This window comes from Parendozoicomonas callyspongiae (genome assembly GCF_023502345.1).
Classification (GTDB): Bacteria; Pseudomonadota; Gammaproteobacteria; order Pseudomonadales; family Endozoicomonadaceae; genus Sansalvadorimonas; species Sansalvadorimonas callyspongiae.
The window spans coordinates 23,075-43,783 of sequence record NZ_JAMFLX010000022.1 but is presented as its reverse complement, the minus strand read 5'-3'; the positions used below and the strand labels follow the sequence as shown (position 1 = coordinate 43,783).

General features: G+C 47.1%; 20 protein-coding genes. 14 read left to right on the top strand and 6 right to left on the bottom strand.

Annotated elements, in window-relative coordinates:
• Positions 1-16 precede the first annotated feature (16 nt).
• On the bottom strand, positions 17-1,438 hold the full coding sequence (locus tag M3P05_RS15175; protein WP_249700755.1) for a COG3014 family protein: 1,422 nt from the start codon (positions 1,436-1,438) through the stop codon (positions 17-19).
• Positions 1,439-1,795: 357 nt separating this feature from the next.
• Here M3P05_RS15175 and dbpA point away from each other — a divergent pair, with 357 nt between their 5' ends.
• The 6 genes from dbpA to M3P05_RS15145 all read left to right on the top strand — a co-directional run bounded on the left by dbpA (position 1,796) and on the right by M3P05_RS15145 (position 9,013).
• The gene (gene dbpA / locus M3P05_RS15170) at positions 1,796-3,175 is read left to right on the top strand and encodes an ATP-dependent RNA helicase DbpA (RefSeq protein ID WP_249700753.1); all 1,380 of its coding nucleotides are present in this window, start codon (positions 1,796-1,798) and stop codon (positions 3,173-3,175) included.
• A 149-nt stretch (positions 3,176-3,324) separates the two neighbouring features.
• Complete coding sequence (locus M3P05_RS15165; RefSeq protein WP_249700751.1) at positions 3,325-3,546, top strand: DUF2835 family protein; 222 nt, start codon at positions 3,325-3,327, stop codon at positions 3,544-3,546.
• Between the two features lie 905 nt (positions 3,547-4,451).
• Positions 4,452-5,903 carry a coniferyl aldehyde dehydrogenase gene (locus tag M3P05_RS15160; RefSeq protein WP_249700750.1) on the top strand — a complete coding sequence of 484 codons (1,452 nt, stop codon included), beginning with the start codon at positions 4,452-4,454 and terminating at the stop codon, positions 5,901-5,903.
• A gap of 361 nt (positions 5,904-6,264) precedes the next feature.
• Entirely contained in the window at positions 6,265-6,744 is a 480-nt protein-coding gene (gene coaD / locus M3P05_RS15155) for a pantetheine-phosphate adenylyltransferase (protein ID WP_249700748.1), read from the top strand.
• Between the two features lie 25 nt (positions 6,745-6,769).
• Positions 6,770-7,021, top strand: coding sequence for a YfhL family 4Fe-4S dicluster ferredoxin (locus M3P05_RS15150; protein WP_249700746.1), 252 nt, complete (start codon positions 6,770-6,772; stop codon positions 7,019-7,021).
• Positions 7,022-8,305: 1,284 nt separating this feature from the next.
• On the top strand, positions 8,306-9,013 hold the full coding sequence (locus tag M3P05_RS15145) for a phosphotransferase (RefSeq protein ID WP_249700743.1): 708 nt from the start codon (positions 8,306-8,308) through the stop codon (positions 9,011-9,013).
• A 1,115-nt stretch (positions 9,014-10,128) separates the two neighbouring features.
• On the opposite strand, the gene M3P05_RS15140 is transcribed toward M3P05_RS15145, so the two are convergent.
• Together M3P05_RS15140 and M3P05_RS15135 are read right to left on the bottom strand one after the other, a co-directional pair.
• Positions 10,129-10,383 carry a hypothetical protein gene (locus tag M3P05_RS15140; RefSeq protein ID WP_249700742.1) on the bottom strand — a complete coding sequence of 85 codons (255 nt, stop codon included), beginning with the start codon at positions 10,381-10,383 and terminating at the stop codon, positions 10,129-10,131.
• Positions 10,384-10,405: 22 nt separating this feature from the next.
• Positions 10,406-10,726, bottom strand: coding sequence for an accessory factor UbiK family protein (locus M3P05_RS15135; RefSeq protein ID WP_249700740.1), 321 nt, complete (start codon positions 10,724-10,726; stop codon positions 10,406-10,408).
• A gap of 532 nt (positions 10,727-11,258) precedes the next feature.
• Between M3P05_RS15135 and glnK the strand changes: the two genes are divergently transcribed.
• Positions 11,259-11,597, top strand: coding sequence for a P-II family nitrogen regulator (gene glnK / locus M3P05_RS15130; protein WP_249700738.1), 339 nt, complete (start codon positions 11,259-11,261; stop codon positions 11,595-11,597).
• Between the two features lie 122 nt (positions 11,598-11,719).
• Positions 11,720-12,991, top strand: a complete 1,272-nt coding sequence (locus M3P05_RS15125; RefSeq protein ID WP_249700736.1) for an ammonium transporter — start codon at positions 11,720-11,722, stop codon at positions 12,989-12,991.
• Between the two features lie 186 nt (positions 12,992-13,177).
• Here M3P05_RS15125 and M3P05_RS15120 read toward each other — a convergent pair whose 3' ends face one another.
• The gene (locus tag M3P05_RS15120) at positions 13,178-13,360 is read right to left on the bottom strand and encodes a hypothetical protein (protein WP_249700734.1); all 183 of its coding nucleotides are present in this window, start codon (positions 13,358-13,360) and stop codon (positions 13,178-13,180) included.
• A gap of 241 nt (positions 13,361-13,601) precedes the next feature.
• On the opposite strand from M3P05_RS15120, the gene pfkB reads away from it, so the two are divergent.
• Positions 13,602-14,561, top strand: a complete 960-nt coding sequence (gene pfkB / locus M3P05_RS15115; RefSeq protein ID WP_249700732.1) for a 1-phosphofructokinase — start codon at positions 13,602-13,604, stop codon at positions 14,559-14,561.
• A gap of 67 nt (positions 14,562-14,628) precedes the next feature.
• On the opposite strand, the gene M3P05_RS15110 is transcribed toward pfkB, so the two are convergent.
• Together M3P05_RS15110 and M3P05_RS15105 are read right to left on the bottom strand one after the other, a co-directional pair.
• Positions 14,629-14,967 carry a hypothetical protein gene (locus tag M3P05_RS15110; RefSeq protein WP_249700730.1) on the bottom strand — a complete coding sequence of 113 codons (339 nt, stop codon included), beginning with the start codon at positions 14,965-14,967 and terminating at the stop codon, positions 14,629-14,631.
• Positions 14,964-15,329, bottom strand: coding sequence for a hypothetical protein (locus M3P05_RS15105; RefSeq protein WP_249700728.1), 366 nt, complete (start codon positions 15,327-15,329; stop codon positions 14,964-14,966). Before M3P05_RS15105 ends, M3P05_RS15110 begins: the two co-directional genes overlap by 4 nt.
• Positions 15,330-15,492: 163 nt before the next feature.
• Here M3P05_RS15105 and M3P05_RS15100 point away from each other — a divergent pair, with 163 nt between their 5' ends.
• From M3P05_RS15100 to M3P05_RS15080, 5 genes are all read left to right on the top strand, one after another.
• The gene (locus tag M3P05_RS15100; protein ID WP_249700726.1) at positions 15,493-15,693 is read left to right on the top strand and encodes a hypothetical protein; all 201 of its coding nucleotides are present in this window, start codon (positions 15,493-15,495) and stop codon (positions 15,691-15,693) included.
• Between the two features lie 330 nt (positions 15,694-16,023).
• Positions 16,024-17,091: a dihydroxyacetone kinase subunit DhaK gene (gene dhaK / locus M3P05_RS15095; protein WP_249700724.1), complete on the top strand. Its 1,068-nt coding sequence runs from the start codon at positions 16,024-16,026 to the stop codon at positions 17,089-17,091.
• Between the two features lie 91 nt (positions 17,092-17,182).
• Positions 17,183-17,815 carry a dihydroxyacetone kinase subunit DhaL gene (dhaL, locus tag M3P05_RS15090; RefSeq protein ID WP_249700722.1) on the top strand — a complete coding sequence of 211 codons (633 nt, stop codon included), beginning with the start codon at positions 17,183-17,185 and terminating at the stop codon, positions 17,813-17,815.
• A gap of 9 nt (positions 17,816-17,824) precedes the next feature.
• Positions 17,825-20,245, top strand: coding sequence for a phosphoenolpyruvate--protein phosphotransferase (gene ptsP, locus M3P05_RS15085; RefSeq protein ID WP_249700720.1), 2,421 nt, complete (start codon positions 17,825-17,827; stop codon positions 20,243-20,245).
• Between the two features lie 152 nt (positions 20,246-20,397).
• Complete coding sequence (locus M3P05_RS15080) at positions 20,398-20,619, top strand: hypothetical protein (protein WP_249700718.1); 222 nt, start codon at positions 20,398-20,400, stop codon at positions 20,617-20,619.
• The last annotated feature ends 90 nt before the right edge of the window (positions 20,620-20,709 follow it).

Genomic DNA, 20,709 nt, shown 5'->3' with positions numbered 1-20,709 from the left:
ACTTCGTGCTACTTCTCTAAATACTGATAATTTCAATTGAAGGTGTCTGCTGGGCGCTGACAGCTTTTACATAAACAATGTTGAACTGACTGTCTTTATTGATCTCGACATTCAGAGGCTCAATCATCCCGGGGGCGCTTAAGGTGATAGAACCATTTGCAGGGCGTTTGATACGTGCAACCTGGAACTCTTTGGGCAGAGTGGTCCAGGAACGGATATCTGCAGAAGTGGTTGCCAGCTGATAGGCAGTCATCAGAGCACCTGCGGTTGGATTGGTTTTGTTCATCCGCTGCTGTGCGTATGTTTTCAGCGTGGCACGGGCCAGCTCCTTAATCAGAATATAGGTAAATTCTTCTTTGAATTCGGCCTTGATGATCTTGTCCATATCACCAACAACGGTGGTCTTAACACCATCCACATCCAGGTTCTGATAAGCACGCTGACGCTCGACCAGCTTGGGCAGAGCTATGCCGGTGTAAATAATCTTCTGCTTGGAAAGTACGATCGGCAGGTCTATACGGAACTCGTCTTTTTCCGCAGACAGGCCATTTTCAAAAATCACCCAAACGCGTGGACGAATCTTCTTGGGTGGGAAACCATTAACAACCTGACGCGCGATATCCATATCAGCCTTAACAGTTTTATTGCCAGTCAGTGCGTAGGCGCGTTTCAGACTTTCATAAGCACGCTGATAATCGCTGCGATCCTGTGCGTTCTGCAGGAAATACAGACCATGCATATAAGTTGTGAAGGGGTTTACATAACCTGCATAGGGTTTCCAGGTGTTCATATCGATTCCCTGTCTGGCGAGAATCGCATTGGACTGTTTCACACTGGCATTGATATCGGGGGCAGGGCCACTGGTTTTTTGTGCGGCCAGCTTCTTGCGCTCGGCTTCAGCCTGCTCTTTCTTTTCAGCGATCTGCTTACTGTACTCTTCAACAGCACGGCGCTGACGATCATCAACACGGTTCCACTCGATGCGGGCATTGTTAATGTCATTGAGTGCAGAGAAGTTCATGGCTTTATATGTGTTAGCCATGATCCCGTCAAAATGGGTCTGTTTGTAAGGGAGGATGGTGTCGTTAACCAGTACACTGCCGACCTGACTGGCGGCAGAAACACTCGCATTTTTTGTATCTTCTTTGTACATCATATCTTCAGATGCATCGAAGAACTCGGTGCTGCGCTTGTAGTCTTTTTCCATACGCAGAAGAGAGCCAGCCTGCAGGGTCCAGAGCAGGTCTGTGGGCTTGCCTGTTTTTGTGTCCACATCTGCCTGATCGACGGCATCATTCGTGGCTTTTACCAGGTCACCCTGGGTGATTTCTTTTTCAAATCCATCGAACTGGTTGGCCTGGTAAACAGATGCGCAACCCGCAAGGAGAGAATAAGCACCTATGGCTGTTGTCAGCTTTAGAAGAGCTTTGAGAGTCATTCCGTTCGTCTTGTGTGTGATTTTCGAATATACAGCTGCCTGGATGTTTAGGGGGCGTTCTCAATTAAACATCCATTCCGTGGTCAGCGGTGAGAGCGGCGAATTTTATAAGAGGAACATAATGTTACTCAATAAGGTATGTATGCGTTCCCTCTGGTAATAGAGATGTATCTGACATTTCATTAGGAGGATAAGTAATCAATGCAGAGTTTTTGTTAATATTTTTATTTCGTTTTGGTCATTATTAAGGAAATATTTCTTAGTGGTTTATTTATTTTCTATTCAGTTAATTGCTACATAATCGATATTTTTAACCTGTTATCATAGCTGCCCTGTTTTACCCGCCTGATGAAAATAATGATCGATACCCGCTTTTCTTCCCTTCCATTATCAGGGGAAATGCTCGCCAATCTTGACTCTCTTGGCTACAAGAGCATGACGCCTGTTCAGGCTCAGAGTTTGCCTCATGTCCTGAAGGGGAAGGATTTGATTGCCCGGGCCAAGACCGGTAGCGGCAAAACGGCGGCGTTTGGTATCGGCCTGTTATCCCGCCTGAATATGCGCAAATATCGGGTGCAGACACTGGTTCTTTGCCCAACACGCGAACTTGCCGACCAGGTGGGAAAAGAGCTGCGCCGCCTGGCCCGCTTTACCCACAACATCAAGGTGCTGACCCTTTGTGGGGGAATGCCTTTTGGTCCTCAGATTGCATCTCTGGAACACGGTGCCCATATAGTAGTAGGAACACCTGGCCGAATTCAGGAACATGTGCGTAAAGGCAAGCTGAAGCTTAATGATATTTCGACTCTTGTTCTGGATGAAGCCGACCGTATGCTGGATATGGGCTTTCGGGATGCTATTGCTGATCTTGCGGAGCAGACGCCATCAAATCGGCAGACATTGTTGTTCTCTGCGACTTACCCGGAAGGTATTCAGGAAATCAGTCGAGACTTTCAGCGTTCTCCCGTTAAAGTCGAGGTTGAGTCTCATCACGATGATACGGTGATTGAGCAGAAATTCTTTTTAACCTCCCGCTCTGGACGCAGAGAGGCTCTTGTTAGTTTGATGCATCACTATCAGCCGGAATCATCCGTTGTGTTCTGCAACACAAAAGCTGAATGTGATGATGTTGCTGCAGATCTGCGCATCCATGGCTTCCATGCCCAGGCAATTCATGGGGATCTGGATCAGCGAGATCGTGATCGGGTTCTAGTTCAGTTTGCCAACAAAAGCAGCTCTATTCTTGTGGCTACAGATGTTGCCGCCCGAGGTCTGGATATTAAGGATCTACAGGCCGTCATTAATTATGAAGTGACTCGTGATGCCGAAGTGCACGTCCATCGAATTGGTCGGACTGGTCGCGCAGGCAAGAAGGGTTTGGCTCTCAGTCTTTATACCGAGAAAGAGCAGTACAAGATTGAAGATATTGAAGCCTACCAAATGCGTCCGGTGGAATATGGTGATCTGGCCAAGCTTCATGATCGCCCTATTGAGATGGAACCGCCGATGGTAACCCTGAATATTGATGGCGGTAAGAAAAACAAGGTACGCCCTGGCGATATTCTCGGTGCCCTGACGGGAGATGCCGGAATTCCTGGAAAGCATGTGGGCAAGATCGATATTTTTGATTTCACGGCATATGTTGCCATTGAGCGCTGCGTTGCAAACCAGGCGCTCAAGAGATTGCAGAATGGCAAAATCAAAGGCCGTCAGTTCCGGGTGCGTAAGTTTCGCTAAAAGCGGAAAAATAGCCAGGGAGAGTGATCCCTGGCTATTTTATAGATAAAAATCTATATAAATCAGTGTATTGGCATAAGTGTTCTGGTTTTTCTATTATTATTAGGTGGCTGAACAGTCAGGAATAACAAGATCAGGGATGTTGAAACATGCGTAAATCGGTTGTCAGTATCAGTCTTAATTCCGAACAGGTTTTGATGTTTTATAAAAGGCAGAAAGAGCGTGTGCGGGCCGTGGCCGATGATGGCACAAGCATTAGCCTTCCTTTTGATATTATTGCCCAGTTTGTATCCCATCACGGTATTCACGGCCGCTTTGAGATCAGCTATGACAGTTCAGGAAAGTTCAAAGGGATTCGACGGGTTGGCTGACCCCGCTGCCAGATATCTCTCTTAATGACCTTCTCTTTTCATGATGTTTGAGGATCAATGCCTATACTTTCCCGCTCTTTGGGGGAAGGTATCTGGCTATGGTATTGAAACTTCGCTTGGAATAGTCACCTTCTCTGTGACCAACACCAGAAAAACCAGTTCCTGCCCGTTGTAGCCTCTAGTCGCCTTATCTTTGACCTTGTGTGTCCCATGTATCTTTGTTGTTTTTTTCGCTCGCACCTTGCCACTGTCATCAACAACCCGTGTTCCACTGTCTATCTGTAGGTGGTCAGGATCTTCTTGACACTGGCCTGAAGCATAAGGTGTCAGGCAATTTTGGCGTTATAAAATAGCCAGCGGAGTTGACTGGATTTAGCTACCCTCAGGCTTCTCCGTCCGAAAGCCGTCCAGTTCAAGGTATCTGCGACGATTATTCCAACAAGAATCAGGGCCAACCCAGCTTTTTGCTTTGCTGTCAGTCGAGCTGAAGGTTTGATCGTTTGCAGAGACTGATCCAAAGCAAGCCTACTGCTGTGGTATTGAGAGTATCTCGCAGGGCTTAATACTGGAGCTGCTGCAGTAGTCTGGCTTTTGGTTATTCATATACCAGCCCTATCGTCAAGAAGAAAAAACTGCGTTAACGAGTATAAGAGTCTCGACAAAGACAAAATTAATGGTAAACCCCTTCCATTGAAAAACCTCTGAATATCAAAGGGTAACTGGGTGTTGGTACGAAAGGACGATAAAGACGCCCTAACAGGACGCCTGTACTTGGTTTACATTCCCCGGCTGTTGCTCTAAATTCCTCGGCATAACAACAAGAATAAATGTCCCCCGCCTTAACTTCGCGTAGTCTGGGATCAGGTGTTATAGAAAGTGAAAGGCGACAGAACCGGAGAAATGCCATGGCCACTGCCGTTGATACAATGTCCAACACTCTGGATCCTGTTCAAATACCTGGAAACAGCTTTCTGCCAATTTTTGAGAAGCAAAAAAAAGCTTTTCGGGCAGCACCTTACCTCTCTTGGGATGACCGTATTAGCAATCTTAAAAAGCTGAAAACGGTTCTACTGGATCATCAGAGAGAAATCATTCAAGCCATCAGCGATGACTTCGCAGGCCGAGCCCCGGAGGAAACCCGGCTGGCTGAAATGATGCCTATCACGCAGGATATTAATGCAACCTGCCGTCAGCTTAAAAAATGGATGAAGCCCAGCCGTCGTCACGTAGGGCAGCACCTGCAACCCGCCAAAGCTTACGTTCGTTACCAGCCTCTGGGTGTTGTAGGTATCATGGTGCCATGGAACTACCCTCTCCAGCTTGCAGTTCTTCCTATGGTTGGTGCGCTGGCAGCCGGTAACCGGGTGATGGTGAAGATGTCGGAGTTCACCCCAAAAACTTCACAGCTGTTTGCCCGACTGATGAAAGAGCATTTTCCGGATGATCTGATCGCAGTCATCAATGGTGATGCAAGTGTCGCCGCAGATTTCAGCAAACTGCCTTTTGATCATCTGCTGTTTACCGGCTCAACCCAGGTTGGTCGGATTGTTATGCGGGCAGCAGCTGAAAACCTGACTCCGGTAACACTGGAGCTGGGTGGAAAGTCTCCGGCCATTGTGGCCGAAGATGTCGATATTGAAGAAGCCGCCGAGCGAATCTGTTTTGGTAAATCCTTTAATGCCGGCCAGACTTGCGTTGCTCCAGATTATATTCTCTGTCCAAGAGAAAAAATGGACGCCTTCATTGCCGCTTATAAAAAGTCGTTCAGCAAAATGTATCCGCGCTTGAATGGCAACAGTGATTACACCAGCATCATCAACGATCGTCAGTATGAGCGTTTGAATCGCCTGGTTGAAGAAGCCAGGGAGAATGGTGCTGATATTCATGTGGTGGGTGAATCACAGGTTAATGATGGCAGCCGTCGGATGCCGCTTCATATCATTACCAACGCTGATCAGAACCTGTCTGTTATGCAGGATGAAATCTTCGGTCCCATACTTCCGCTTGTGCCCTATGATTACCTGAACCAGGCCATTGATTATATCCGCGAACGTCCACACCCTCTGGCCCTGTATCTGTTCAGTCACGAAAAGAATACCCATGCTCACGTTCTGCAGGATACCCATTCAGGTGGTGTCTGCATCAATGACACCTTGATCCATGTGACCGTTGATGACCTCCCCTTTGGAGGAATCGGTGATTCCGGGATGGGACATTACCATGGCTATGAAGGTTTCTTGACCTTCTCTAAAGCCAAGGCTGTGATGCTGAAAGGGAAATTCAATGCTGCCAAGATGATGTACCCCCCCTACGGCGGATTTATTGGCAAACTGATATTCAAGCTTTTTGTTCGATAGCTTTGTTTCAGGCTCTGAGTTTGAATACTCAGAGCCTGAATAAATAACAAAAAGCAATCATACTTATAAAAAATCAACTTATAAGCAATCACAGCAATGGTTCAGTGGTTACTGACAAAGAACGACCACAATCTACAAAGAGTTTCAATGATTCCCGGTAACATTCACTTGATGAGCACAGGGTCAAACACTCCATCTTCTTTTCACAGTACAGTAGCCCATCCAACTAGGGGGATAGCCGACTTGTGCGATTTCAGCTCGTCCGTTAGCATCCTCAATTTTCCCGGCTAGGATGCCGTCGGATAGTCATAATGTATCCGAGTTTATGGCAGCCAGTATATAAGAGGAACTGAAGGCCTTGATGAGAACAGTTATTTACCCAGGTACATTTGATCCCATCACATTGGGACACTGTGATCTGGTGCAGCGAGCCTCTGTGCTGTTCGAACGCGTAATTATTGCCGTTGCCGAGAGCCCTCGTAAAAAGCCACACTTTTCTCTGGATCAACGTGTTGAGCTGGCAAAAGATGCCACATCTCATCTCAACAATGTTGAAGTCCTGGGGTTCAGTAATCTTCTGGCGGATTTTACTCAGGAAGTAGGTGCTGGCGTAATTCTCCGCGGATTGCGTGCAGTTTCTGACTTCGAATATGAGTTCCAGCTAGCCAATATGAACAGAGTTCTGGCCCCAAATGTAGAGAGCCTGTTTCTGACTCCGTCTGAGAAGCTCTCCTATATTTCTTCTACTTTGGTACGTGAGATTGCGTCATTGAATGGCGATATCTCCAAGTTTGTCACACCGGCAGTAGAGGCTGCCCTGAAGCAGAAGTACGGTAACTGAACGCCACTTAGAAACGAGACGTAGTATGGCCCTAAAAATTACTGACGACTGCATCAACTGCGACGTCTGTGAGCCTGAATGCCCCAACAGTGCAATCTCTCCAGGTGAAGAGATTTATGAAATTGACCCCACTCTGTGTACTGAGTGCGTGGGTCATTACGATGAGCCCCAGTGCCAGATGGTCTGCCCGGTAGACTGTATCCCGAAGGATCCTGAGCACGTAGAAACTGAAGACGAGTTGATGGAGAAGTACCAGATCATCACTGGTCAGGCCTGATGCCTGCGCTGCTGCTTCCCATGAAGCAGCAGCCACAACCTTCTATTTGTACATTGCCGGAATGTAGTCAGATTCCTTAGCCATTGGCGGACAATATTTCCCAAACATCGTCTTTGACTTGAATCCTGGTGTTCATCTATAAAGTCGTGCGTTCGATAACCTGCCTATTCATTCATTTGTAGATGCTGCCTTCTGCCTTCTGGCATCTATTAATTGAACAATATGGAGTGTATCTCTTCTTATTGCTTCGTTTACAAAGGAATCTCTCTCGCAAACTCAATGTTTTCTTTTGTATTTTTTCTCTCAATTTTATTAATTCAGATATTTACCTATCCCAATTCGCTGCTTGAAAGCGATTTAAGGATGATGAATACAGTAATTTCGAGATTTGTGAAACCGTCTTCAGCCAACTTCCCCGACTCCTGCTCTTCTCGAAATTCATTCCTTTTAAATGGCAAACACCTCCAAACCGCTTGCTCAAGTTAGGCAGCATTTTTCCAACCAGAAATAACTTTCTTTTCGTTGTCTCAAAACTTCCACTGCTTCTTTATCACTACCACAGTTAGCTTGCAAAAGAGCTAAAGCAGCTTCATCAGATAAATACTTTTTCTCCAGGTCGCTGAAAAAAAACCGAATGAAAAGATACAGGTGTACCCTGTACACCAAGCGGATAGGGTTCGGATATTGGGCTCTTACAATTTTTAAGGTCAACCCACCTTCTGACTCTGCTATTTGGAACCCTCTTTTTTTGGTAACCTCCAGGAGGCTTAGAAACCGGATAAAGCAAACCTTCATATATTTTCAACCTTCGTTTTGAATACACAGAACTCCTGCCCGGCACTGGCCTCCTTATCTGACAGTGCATGAATGAGAGAGTGTGGAGAGAGACTGTGACCGGGAAGCTGCTTGAAATTGATCTCCTGACTTATAGTTAATGGAAGCTATCTAGAGATTAATACATTGCTTGCTCTTGCCAGATTTCAGGACCCAGAGTATCTCACCAAACTTTTTTACCAGCACAGTCTGCTCAAACAGGGGAGAGTACTATCTGTCGAGCTAACCGAACGCCCTGGTGACCACAGTTCCTACATTGGGGAACTAAAGCTGCAATACACTGATAAGGTCTCTATTTTACCAGAGCGGCTCGTTCTGAAGTTATCCCCAGTCGATAGCGGTGTTTTTGAAGCCCTGTTTCATCAACTTACCCACAAGACAGATTCTGCTTTTACTGCCCCGGTTCTGGCATCAGGCTTCGATAGTGAAGTAAGTACATGCTTTAGCTTAATGCCTGAATATAGAGCCACTCATAATTTGCTTCTTGAAGCAGAAGAAACTTTCTCCACAGGTCTGATTGACTGTTCTACTGCTAAAGAAGCCATCGCCTGTCTGGCTCAATTTCATAATGACATGATTAATAATCTACCTGTTGATAAAGATCTCAGCTATGGGAGGTATCGTGATCATGCCCTGCCACTGCTGGAAACCATTCCTGTTTGCTGCAGGCTTGTGGGTAAGTTTGAAGAGGAAGGTTACTCACAGAAACTGGCGTCACAGTTAAGAACTCTCTTACCTGAAGCTGTGCATTACTGGAACAGTCAGATTCGCCCACAGCTTAAAGAAGAAAGGAACGTCACAGTAATTCATGGCGATTGCTTTTGGCACCACTTCTGGGTTCCAAAAGCCAAAGGCGGCTCGATGATGCTTTTTGATTTTGATCTGGCAACAGTGCATAACCCTGTCTGGGATCTGGTCACGCTTCTGTCTACCCGCAGGCCGGAAGGACTCAGCACTAGTGATGCCATCACGTGTTACAGAAAGCACTCCAGACTTCGGTTAAGTCAGGAAGATGTTGAAAAAGAATTTGCCTGGCTATCCCTGTGCCAGATCTATCATGTGCTGGCTGATTGGAATCATGGTTGCCGGGAAGTGATCTGGAGCCAGAGATTAAATAACCTGCTTCAGGAAATCCCAAATAAACTAAAGCCCTCATAAACCGACCTTTCATCAGTGAGGGGGTGCGGTAATATTTGGAAGGGTCTAAATAGGACAGATTAAGAATATCCCGTGCTGGAAGGTACTGAGCTATTGCACGGCAGGCTGGAATCTGCCTGGTAACACGCTGGACAGCGCTCCAGTGGCCACGAGATAACGTATTATCTGCAAGATTATTTATGATGCAGGATTGAGTCAGAAAGCACTGTACAACTGCGCCCTGAAGGCACCTCTTTGGGCTTCTTTGGGCTTCTTTGGGCTTCGTGGGTCTACATCCATATCCACCCTTCAATCAGTATGATTTCTGTATTCTGTGAGAGTCTCGGGTGGGTCTTATGTTCGCATATTGTCAGGCATAATGGCCTGCGGGTTAACTCATGGTGATCCTTCGTCCATTTGGCATGGATTTTGTTTTTCGGTCAAACCTTTGCCAAGATCAATGGATTTGGGGGTGGCTCCCTTGCTACGACGATCCATCGGTCATGACTTGACCATAAATCCTGCGCCCAGGTTCGGAATCATGGACACGCTGTGTTTGATAGTTTGTCGTAACAAGGGAACCAAACCCGTAGGCTTTGAAGATCCATTCTGCTGGCTATTTAGAAATGCTCACAAATAATATCAGGGAAGACCTATACGTCTTGTTTATACAAATAGAATTTCTTCAGATTTCAGTTCTGATAACAAGACTATTTTGAATAAAGTTTTTTATATGAATCTGAATTACATACCACCCCATACCAAGAGGGAAATTATCAAACAACCCAGGCATTTATTTTCGAAGGCGTATCTGCCCTGGCCCAGCTAAGTGCTTCTCTGGATCCTTCGACAGTGGCCGGCAACTATGGAGATATTTCATTTTCTGGAGACAATGAATATTCCCAGAGTGTTATAAAAGACGGTCGCCCAATAGCCATCAGAGAAATTCGCGACTACGGCTAAGGAAATCGCATGGTTACTGTATGGACTAAAGTATTCAGGAACGATGATTTCTTTAGATGTCTTATACCCGAAAACTGGCCAACTGTTGAGCCGGGAACACCAAATGAGCTCATTAGAACCCTTTTTCCAGAAGTCAGAATCAGAAATTCAGGAGCTGGCCGCCATGTCAGGCGTTACTCAGCAGCGTCACCTAGAAAGAGGTTATCCAAACCGCCCCCACTACCCTTGATGGTCATTGACGAGAAACCTGAGCCTGGAGCGTTGACTTCAGCTATCAGCGATGATGATATTGTGGTCACAATAACTATTAGCTCTGAATCCGGCTCTAACTCAGGGAATGCCATTCGTATAGTGTCATTATGATCCAGATCTATGAGCCCTCCTCCACTGAAAAGTCCACAGTGAAAACAAACTGCGGCTGTGCTCATAGGCACAGCCTGGTTAGTAGGCTTAACCGTCCTTGTTGAAGGTATCCTCAGTCTCAACACTTTCAACGGCAGTTTCATGTTGAGAGTTATTCTGCTCAGTTTGCTTTTCCAATTCAGCTACTCGCTTCTCAAGTGCTTCCACCATCTCCCTGGTTCTCTGGAGAACGGCAGCCTGCCCGGCAAACTCTTCGCGGGTCAGTAATTCCATTTTATTGAATGCTGTCGTCAGAACGGCCCGGATATTTTTTTCCAGATCCTCCCGTATGGGCTGACCTGGTGCATGTGAAGCCAGTTCATGCAACTTCTCAGCAATATTGCCAATAAATACTGCTTTATCGATCATAATTCCCCCACGATACCGTAATACCTTTATACGGCTTTAATATATGTCCTTGCACTCAACATTTCAGTCGAGATCTATCGGGCCCTATTAACGCACCATTACGGCGCATCAACCAAGAACCCACCCAAAGGCTTGGTGCACCATTATGTTCCACAGTTATGCACCTTTTCCATTCATTATTGCAGAAATCCGCACAACCCAATGAATCACAACGATTTTCTCAACATGGCACGATGACTGCTATCTCCTGAGCAGGTCGTCATCAGTGCCAGTTAACAAAAACAAAACCGGCACTGAAGAAGGGACTCGCACAGACCGGGTGCATTGCTGACAACTTAAGCCGAGCAAAAACCTTATAAGAGCTGTGACAAATGAGTAAACTTGTCCTGACCCTCAGGACAACCCAAACAGCCATGAGCGGGAAATGACTTTTTCGTCACCCAGAGGTAATGGAAAAATCATTTGCATGGTAAAAAAAACGGCCGGAGATTGACTCCACAGAATAACCGGCAAACGTTCAGGAGACGGTGTTATGAAGTTAGTTTCTGCAATTATTAAACCCTTCAAGCTTGATGATGTTCGGGAGGCTCTTTCCGAAATCGGTGTACAGGGGATCACGGTAACAGAGGTAAAAGGTTTTGGCCGTCAGAAGGGCCACACCGAACTCTACCGCGGTGCTGAATACGTGGTGGACTTCCTGCCCAAGGTAAAAATTGAAGTGGCCATTGGTGATGACCTGCTTGATCAAGTGATTGAAGCCATTACCAAAGCGGCCAATACCGGCAAGATCGGCGATGGCAAGATCTTCGTAACCGAATTGCTGCAGGCTATTCGGATCCGTACCGGCGAAACCGATACCGCTGCCATCTAGCCAGCGAACCTGTCCTGTTTTGTGCGTATGCCGGTGTGGGCGGCATTCGCAAACCCAAGAAAATAAAGCTGGAAGGCTTCAGGGCCAGTCCGGAAGAATAAAAATGAACCTGGGGGTTTATCGTGGAAAATCAAATATTCCATTTGCAGTATGCAATGGACACTTTCTATTTCCTTGTCTGTGGCGCGCTGGTGATGTGGATGGCGGCAGGTTTCGCCATGCTCGAAGCCGGTCTGGTTCGCTCCAAGAACACCACTGAAATTCTGACCAAAAACGTCGCGCTGTTTGCGATCTCCTGCACCATGTACCTGATCGTCGGGTACGACATTATGTACGGCGGTGGCGTACTTCTGAGTGGTGTTCTGGTTGGAGATAACTATGTCGCCAGTACACTGGCTGATTTTGCTGCCCGCGAAGATGGTTTTGAAGGTGGTTCTATTTACTCCGGTGCCTCAGATTTCTTCTTCCAGGTTGTATTCGTAGCTACAGCCATGTCGATTGTGTCCGGTGCTGTTGCTGAACGGATGAAACTCTGGAGCTTCCTGCTCTTCGCTGTAGTGATGACCGGTTTCATATACCCGATGGAAGGTGCCTGGACCTGGAATGGTGATGACGTCTTCGGCCTGTATAATCTGGGTGACCTTGGTTTCTCTGACTTTGCTGGCTCCGGTATTGTGCATATGGCTGGTGCTGCCGCCGCTCTGGCTGGTGTTCTTCTGCTTGGCCCCCGTAAAGGCAAATACGGTCGTAATGGTGAAGTAAATGCCATTCCCGGTGCCAACCTGCCACTGGCAACTCTCGGTACTTTCATCCTGTGGATGGGCTGGTTTGGATTTAACGGCGGTTCAGTTTTGAAGCTGGGTGATATTGCCAATGCCAACAGCGTTGCCATGGTATTCCTGAACACCAACGCTGCCGCAGCAGGTGGTCTGGTTGCCGCTCTGATTACTGCCCGTCTGTTGTTCGGTAAAGCTGATCTAACCATGTGTCTGAACGGTGCACTGGCTGGTCTGGTTGCTATTACTGCTGAGCCCAGCACTCCAACTCCAATTGAAGCGACTGTGATCGGTGCCATTGGCGGTGTGATAGTTGTCTTCTCAATCCTGGCACTGGATAAGCTCAAGATTGATGATCCGGTTGGTGCAATCTCGGTTCACGGTGTGGTTGGTTTCTTTGGCCTGATGGTTGTTCCTTTCACAAACAGTGGCGTAACTGTTACCGGTCAGCTGGTTGGTGCTCTAACAATCTTTGCCTGGGTATTTGGAACCAGTCTGATCGTATGGAGTGCAATCAAACTCATCACTGGAATCCGGGTTAGTGAAGAAGTTGAGTACGAAGGTGTGGATATCGAAGAATGCGGGATGGAGGCTTACCCTGAGTTTACGATGAAGTAAAACACTCTAATGATCTTTTTATCAAAAGCGACCAGATTTGTCGGTACAAGCATGTCGTGACATAAAACAGATAACGATGACATAGCTACAAGCGACTTTGACACACCAGACTCCGGCAACAATACTTCCAGTGTTGTTTGTCTGGAGTCTTTTTTATGTACAAGAGAAAGCTCGGGAAATCCAAAGTTAACAATATCCACCCGTTTTGTTAGCGTAAAGCTGAACATGACAGACCTGTATACGGCTATACACCCTTAATGCCTGCTGATCGCATGATCCTTTCAGTTCAATAGGCTTGGCACTGTCCTGAATGACGCAAACGGCTGGCCAATCCTTACCACAAAAATCCCTGATAACTACTTCCTTCATTAACTGACTCCCTCTCTCAATATGCAAAAGAAGGTATTCAGCGATAACCCTGTTCCAGTTTCCATGGTACCAAACTGAATATACAACCACTGCCCTGCTTAATAGCACCAACAGATATATTGCAATCCCATGCCGAAACCAGCAGTATCCGCCTACAGCAATTACACAAATGAAATCGCTCCGCAGGTATGGTCATGTAGTGCAAGTACTGCCTGCCCCCTGTGCCGGAGAGCCTTGTAGTATGAATGAAGTAAGCAAGCCTATTCTGGCCGTCACACTGAACCCCGCTCTCGATCTCACTATCCAATGTGACATTCTCAACCTTGATGCCGTGAATATTGCCAGCAGTGGTAATCTTCGTGCTGCAGGTAAAGGTATCAATGTCGCCAAAGTGTTAACTGATCTTGGTAAACAGGTTTCTGTTACTGGAATACTCGGTGAAAAGAACCGGGAAAAATTCGATGCGTTCTTTAAAGAACACCTGATCACCAATAAATGTCTTTATGTGGAAGGCGAAACCCGCATCAATGTAAAACTGGCTGAGACCAACGATCAGGTCACCGAAATCAACCTACCGGGTATGCCTCTGGATTCCAAGCATATTGAACAATTCACCCAGCGTCTTATTCAAGCCAGCCGTAAAAGCGACTGGGTTGTGCTCAGTGGCAGTCTGCCCAAAAGCGCCCCGAAAAACCTGTACTACCTTCTGACTAAAACCCTGAAGCAACAGGGCGCACGGGTTGTTCTTGATACCAGCGGTGAGGCATTACGCAAAGCCATCAAGGCGGTACCATTTCTGGTTAAGCCCAATATCCATGAGCTGGAACAGTGGTGTAACCACAGTATTACTTCTTCTGAGCAAGAGGCTGAGGTTGTTGCCGAACTACTGGCTCTTGGTACTCAGCATGTTGTGGTTTCCCATGGCCGCAAAGGCTGCCGGTGGTACACCAAAAAGCAGGTATGGGAAGCGCTCCCACTGGATTCAGAACTGGTCAGCACTGTAGGAGCTGGAGACAGCATGGTTGCTGGACTGGTTTATGGCCTGTCGAATGGCTGGTCAAATGAAGCAACATTAAAACTGGCAACAGCTGTTGCAGCTCAGGCAGTTTCTCAGGTTGGTGTAGGTATTGCTGATATCCATCGCTTATCTGCACTTAGGAAGCTGGTTGTTGTTAATGAATTTGAAGCCATAACGGCTTAAAAGTCTCGTTGCATCATATCAACGCGGAGCCGGGCAGACTCTTTCAGTATGCCCGGTAAACTGGCTGTCAGGACAATCTGAAATACACGCCGATATCCAGCCCCATTTTCACAATCGCTTCAGTAAAGATATGGAAACACTGAAGATCATTACGACATGCTTTGTCTGCCATTCTTCCAACAAACTCGCCCTTGATTCCATTCAAAGATAAGCAAGCCAAGTCATCTTGGAGCTGCCTCGTATATAGAATATTTTCCTCTTCTTCCATTTCAAATACATGAGCGTAAAAAAGTGATATTGCTGCATATGCATAATCATTTTTATCAGCCATTGTTTGGACAAAATCATGGTTGATTTTTTCTCTGTCCAGCAGGACATGGGTATCTTTTACAGCGAGATTACTCACATTCTTTTTCGATATGTAAGAGACAGCTTTATGAATACAGTCCAAACGTGACATGCAATCTTTTCAAATTTTTTTACGACAGCTCCACGAAACTTGTAGAGACTTCCTTTGTCGGCATGGCTGCGAAGAGTTTCCATACTGTCCTGCAAACGTATCCAGCCTGACAATCCACCGTCGCTGATAGACTCTTCATACAGATTCTCCAGATAGCTTTGTATTTCAGGGTTGGAACCAGAAAGTGGATCCATGATTTCCATACACCTGTCTTGAAAACCTTGGAATCCAAAAGCCGTACTTTGAGTGGAGGGGAGATACTGAAGTACAACCAAGGCAATAATCCAAATCTTTTTATCTATCTTCATAGAGTTTGGCCTCTTACTTTTAAACAGCCGGAGTCTCCTATACTGAAAAGACAAAGGATTATGCTTATGACATGATAGAAACAGGGAAGTTCTATACAGGAAGGGGTAACAGCGCTGTTAGCTTTCTGGTTTGATAATAACGATAAAAACAAAGGGGCATGGAATGGCCACAGGAAAGAATGAGCTGGCTAACACGCTGGCCAGATACATCAAAGACAATGGCGTTGAAGAAGCTGGAAAAGTAATGTCTCAAATGCTTCTCGGCATGGCCGCACTCGCAAAGGCCGATCGGATTGAATTCCGGGATGAGTACGGATCAGTTGTTGTTACCCACACCAAACTGCCGGACACATCTGTTAACTGAGCTGATTCAGTTCACACAGCAGCGGCAGAAGAAAGTAACGCTTCTTCTGCCCCGAGTAGGAAAATGTAAATACTGGAGCGCGTTCCCAACTAAACCAGAAACACTCAAAACCATTAGGCATACTGAGCAGTCTCCCGCTGAGGTAATAAATCACAGGTCGATTTGACCCACCACTTTTTCAGCTCTTCCTGCCTTGCACAGTCTCAATAATTGTTGATCCATGGCAACATATAAGTACATATCACTGTGAAATCATGTCGTGTTACACAGAAACCACCACTTTGTCAGTAAAATAACCCCCCGGCTCCATTCTTGAAGAGAGCAGTCAGAATGAAAAAGCTAATAAATAAAGTCGAAGACGTTGTTCAGGAACAGGTCGAAGGTCTCTTAATGGCCAACCCCGAGCTGGTCGGTAGCGATGAGCCCCGTTTTGTCTATCTTATGGGAGCCCACTCGCTGGATCAGGTCGCGCTTGTTTCCGGAGGTGGAAGTGGCCATGAACCTATGCACGCAGGCTTTGTTGGCAAGGGCATGCTGACAGGCGCATGTCCCGGTGAGGTTTTCACCTCTCCTACACCGGATCAGATGTACGAATGTGCCAAGGCAGTTGATTCCGGGAAGGGTGTTCTGTTTCTTGTAAAAAACTATACCGGTGATGTTCTTAACTTCGAAACAGCCGTTGAACTGCTTCATGCTGAAGGCGTGAAAGTTGGTACTGTTTTAGTGGACGACGACGTGGCTGTAAAAGACAGCCTTTATACTGCGGGTCGCCGTGGTGTGGCTGGCACAGTTCTGATTGAGAAAATTCTGGGTGCAGCTGCAGCTGAAGGTTACTCCATGGAGCAGCTGGAAGAACTTGGCCGTCGACTGAATAACCGCACACGTTCCTTTGGCATAGCTCTTTCTACCTGCGTTGTTCCTGCTGTCGGAGAACCGTCTTTCATTCTTCAAGAGAATGAAATGGAGTTTGGTGTCGGCATCCACGGTGAGCCGGGGATCGAGCGTCGCACATACAAAGACTGCGACACTCTGGTTCAGGATATGTTCGGCTGCATCATCGACGATGAGCACTACAGCCGTGTCATCCGGGAATGGGATCGTGAAACAGGTGACTGGAACGATGTTGAACACACCACAGAGCCTTTGGGTGCTGGCGACAAAGTTATTGTTCTCCTGAACGGTATGGGAGCAACCCCTGAATCAGAGTTGCTTGGTGCTTACCGGAAGTTCCATTCCTGTTGCGAAGAGTCCGGACTCAGAATTATTCACCGGTTGGTTGGTAATTACTGTACATCCCTGAATATGGAAGGGCTATCTCTGACCATTATGAAGGCTGATGATGAGATCCTGAGGCTCTGGGAAGCTCCTGTGGAAACCATGGCCCTGCGCTGGGGCTGATAGCTGAAAATTCTGGGATCCATCTTGCGGTGCATGGATGCCATGATGCCAGAAACTGGTAATCGATAAAGGTTGATAAGAGAAGAAACTGATGTCTGTAGTAACTAAGCAACACATCGTCTCATGGTTGCAGGAGCTGGCGACGGAACTGAAAGAAAACCGGGAATACCTGACCAAACTGGATTCCGACATTGGTGACGCTGACCACGGCCTGAATATGAATCGTGGTTTTGAAAAGGTCATGGAAAAGCTCCCCATGTATGAGAACAAGTGCCTGGGGACTATTTTCAAGCAAACCGGTATGACACTGCTCTCAAGTGTTGGCGGCGCAAGTGGCCCATTGTACGGCACATTCTTTCTTAAAGCAGCAACATCACTGAATGGTAAGGAAGAAGCCTCAATTCAGGAGCTGATTGCGGCGATGGATGACGGCGTCGGCGGTATTGTCTCCCGAGGTCGCACCAAGCCAGAAGATAAGACAATGTGTGATGTCTGGTGGCCCACAATGGAAGCCATGCATCATGCTGCTGATCACGATAAAGATCTTTCCGAGGTTATAGATCTGGCTCTGCATACGGCTGAAGAAGCCATGCGGGCAACCATCCCCATGCAGGCCAGAAAAGGTCGCGCCAGCTATCTTGGTGAGCGCAGTATTGGCCATCAGGACCCTGGTGCGACTTCATCCATGCTGATGATCAAGGCACTCAAAAAAACACTTGCCTAGAAGGACTCTATGGTTGGAATTGTTATAGTTTCCCATAGCCGGAAACTGGCCGAAGGGGTATTGGAGCTGGCAGAGCAAATGAACCAGGGGCAATGCTCCCTGGCAGCTGCCGGCGGCATTGATGACCAGGATAACCCCATTGGAACGGATGCCATTAGGATTATGACGGCCATAGAGCAGGTTTATGACCATAGCGGTGTACTTGTTCTTATGGATATGGGAAGTGCTCTGCTCAGCACAGAAACTGCCCTTGATCTGATTGCCCCGAATACCTCTGCCAATATTACTCTTTGTTCTGCCCCTCTTGTGGAAGGAGCGATTGCTGCAACTGTCGCAGCCTCTGCAGGCATGTCGCTTAATGAGGTGGCCAGAGAAGCCTGCTCAGCACTCTCCGCAAAACAGGAACACTTGGGGGATGAGTCTGTAGTAATCAGTTCATCTCCAGAGCCAACTCCTGATCTTGATCGAAATGAACTCAAAGCTTCGTGGGTTATTCAAAATCCCCATGGACTTCATGCCCGTCCCGCCGCCAATCTGGTTTCCGAGTTGGCGCAGTTTGATATTGAGGGCACATTATCCAGAGAGAGCAAGTCGGCCAATATTCGCAGTCTGAACAGCATTGCCGCACTCGATGCGCGTTGTCATGATGAAATTCATCTCGCTGTTTCTGGCCCTGATGCCCAGAAAGCCATTGGGGCTTTTCTGACCCTGGCCAAACGTCATTTCGGTGAAGATATATCAACAAAACCTCAATCAGAAGTAATAGTAAAACCGCACAAGCAGGAAGGGGCAATAAACGGACAGCCTGCTTCCGAGGGTATTGTTTTTGGAAGGGCAAAACATTTCTGCCAGGTTATGCCGGAAGTTCCTGAGCGCATATTTCTGGGAGAAAAAGCTGAGTGGCAAACTTTCACTCAGGCTCTGGAAAAAACCCTTACGGAGTTACAGGTACTGGAGCAGGAAAGCACCGGTAAGATGGGGAGCAATCACTCAGCAATATTTGCCGCTCATAAGCTTATATTGAGTGACCCTGAACTTCTGGATCGGGTGCAGAGCTGCATCAGCAAGGGTCATTCTTCAGAGCAGGCATGGATAATCGAAATTGGTTCGCTGACGAACCAATATAAAAACGCTGAATCAGAGTATATGCAGCAACGAGCCTATGATGTTGTTGACATTGGCAGGCGTCTGTTAGCAAACCTTCTCGGCACAGATCTTCCACACCAGCAGCTGGACTCTCCTGCCATTCTACTGGTTGATGACCTGACGCCTTCAGATACAGCTTGCCTCGATAGTGAAAAGGTTCTTGGCATCTGTCTCAGTCAGGGAGGAAGAACTTCTCACAGTGCAATTCTTGCCAGAGCTCTTGGCATTCCAGCTATTGTCTGCGCTGAAGGCTGTCTGGAAAAGATCCATGATGGCCAGCAAGTGATACTGGATGGTTTTCACGGTCAAATCTGGGCACACCCTGATGCTCAAACCATTACAAAACTTGAACTGCGCCGCACAGAATGGTTGGTTAAAAAATCAAGGGAAGCAGAAGACTCTCAGAAAGATGCGGAAACACTTGATGGTTTTTGTCCTGATGTCATGGCGAATATCAGCAAACCTGAAGAGGTAATCTCATTGCAAAAAGTCGGTGCACGGGGAGTTGGGCTTCTGCGCACTGAGTTTCTCTTTCTGGATCAGCAAAACCTTCCCGGAGAAAAGGAGCAATGCCAGATTTACTGCGACATTGCATCAAAGCTTGGGAGTGATCCTCTGATAATCAGAACTCTGGATATTGGTGGCGATAAACCCATGCACTCGGTACGTACTGAGAGTGAAGCGAATCCGTTTCTTGGCTGCCGGGGTATTCGCCTGAGCCTTCGGTATCCGGAGTTATTCAAGAGCCAGTTGAAAGCCATTATTCGGGCAGCAGACCTGCACAGCAATATTCAGATCATGTTCCCTATGGTCGCAACAGTGGATGAACTCCATAAAGCCAAAGAACTCTTGAACGAGTGCCGCCGGGAACTGCACATCCCTGTTCCTGAGCTGAAGATTGGAATCATGATCGAAGTTCCTGCTGCTGTTTTTAACGCAGAGCAATTGGCTAAAGAGTCGGATTTCTTTTCACTGGGGACCAATGACCTTGCCCAGTATGTGATGGCCGCAGACAGAGGCAATGCCTCCGTTTCCGGATTGGCGCATTATCAGCAGTCGGCCATTCTGAAAGCTATCGCCAAAACCTGCAATGCTGCCGGAACAGCAGGTATTCCTGTTGGTATATGTGGGGAAATGGCAGGAGATCCCGAGTTCACGTCACTGTTGCTGGGCATGGGTGTGACTAAGTTCAGCGCAAGTCCGACAGCTATTCCCGCTCTTAAAGCCAGTATTCGTAATGTTGATATGGCCCAGGCGAAGCAGGAAGCTTTAGCCTGCTTTTAATATCGGCCCGGCCTTGCAACAGGCCGGGCTTTTCTGTTCTGATGGCATTAAGTACCCAGACAGTTGCTTAAGAGCTGTCGAACTTTCCTCCGGACCACTCCCAGATTTTTGTAAAAAAACGAACAGTCTTCTAATCAAATAACTCTCTTCAGTTGCTAATCACAAAAGTTGAGATACTGTCCCTGTCTCTGCAATGGCTGGATAAAAACAAAAGTGCCCATTTTATGGGTAAAGCCATGTCTGTCCGATCTGTCGCAGCTCTGCTGGCTTACGGCAGTATCTGGTTATTGATGGAGCAGCTGAATGTCAGCTTCAAAACCATGTATACATTTGCAGGGAGAGGGCAAAAGCGTGGAAATGATTTACTAGACTGAGCCTCATCTTCAGATATGGGATATCGATATGGCCTGCCGTCGCTTCCAGACTTTATTTCAAAGAGCGAAAGCACTTCTCTGTATTATCCT

Excerpts from the sequence above, each read along its gene's own strand:
- M3P05_RS15140 (WP_249700742.1), bottom strand. The coding sequence starts at position 10,383 with ATGAGCACAGCCGCAGTTTGTTTTCACTGTGGACTTTTCAGTGGAGGA.
- dhaK (WP_249700724.1), top strand. The coding sequence starts at position 16,024 with ATGAAAAAGCTAATAAATAAAGTCGAAGACGTTGTTCAGGAACAGGTC.
- ptsP (WP_249700720.1), top strand. The coding sequence starts at position 17,825 with ATGGTTGGAATTGTTATAGTTTCCCATAGCCGGAAACTGGCCGAAGGG.
- dbpA (WP_249700753.1), top strand. The coding sequence starts at position 1,796 with ATGATCGATACCCGCTTTTCTTCCCTTCCATTATCAGGGGAAATGCTC.
- M3P05_RS15145 (WP_249700743.1), top strand. The coding sequence starts at position 8,306 with ATGCCTGAATATAGAGCCACTCATAATTTGCTTCTTGAAGCAGAAGAA.
- coaD (WP_249700748.1), top strand. The coding sequence starts at position 6,265 with ATGAGAACAGTTATTTACCCAGGTACATTTGATCCCATCACATTGGGA.
- dhaL (WP_249700722.1), top strand. The coding sequence starts at position 17,183 with ATGTCTGTAGTAACTAAGCAACACATCGTCTCATGGTTGCAGGAGCTG.
- M3P05_RS15120 (WP_249700734.1), bottom strand. The coding sequence starts at position 13,360 with ATGAAGGAAGTAGTTATCAGGGATTTTTGTGGTAAGGATTGGCCAGCC.
- M3P05_RS15160 (WP_249700750.1), top strand. The coding sequence starts at position 4,452 with ATGGCCACTGCCGTTGATACAATGTCCAACACTCTGGATCCTGTTCAA.
- M3P05_RS15165 (WP_249700751.1), top strand. The coding sequence starts at position 3,325 with ATGCGTAAATCGGTTGTCAGTATCAGTCTTAATTCCGAACAGGTTTTG.
- M3P05_RS15150 (WP_249700746.1), top strand. The coding sequence starts at position 6,770 with ATGGCCCTAAAAATTACTGACGACTGCATCAACTGCGACGTCTGTGAG.
- M3P05_RS15105 (WP_249700728.1), bottom strand. The coding sequence starts at position 15,329 with ATGAAGATAGATAAAAAGATTTGGATTATTGCCTTGGTTGTACTTCAG.
- M3P05_RS15135 (WP_249700740.1), bottom strand. The coding sequence starts at position 10,726 with ATGATCGATAAAGCAGTATTTATTGGCAATATTGCTGAGAAGTTGCAT.
- M3P05_RS15100 (WP_249700726.1), top strand. The coding sequence starts at position 15,493 with ATGGCCACAGGAAAGAATGAGCTGGCTAACACGCTGGCCAGATACATC.
- M3P05_RS15175 (WP_249700755.1), bottom strand. The coding sequence starts at position 1,438 with ATGACTCTCAAAGCTCTTCTAAAGCTGACAACAGCCATAGGTGCTTAT.
- glnK (WP_249700738.1), top strand. The coding sequence starts at position 11,259 with ATGAAGTTAGTTTCTGCAATTATTAAACCCTTCAAGCTTGATGATGTT.
- pfkB (WP_249700732.1), top strand. The coding sequence starts at position 13,602 with ATGAATGAAGTAAGCAAGCCTATTCTGGCCGTCACACTGAACCCCGCT.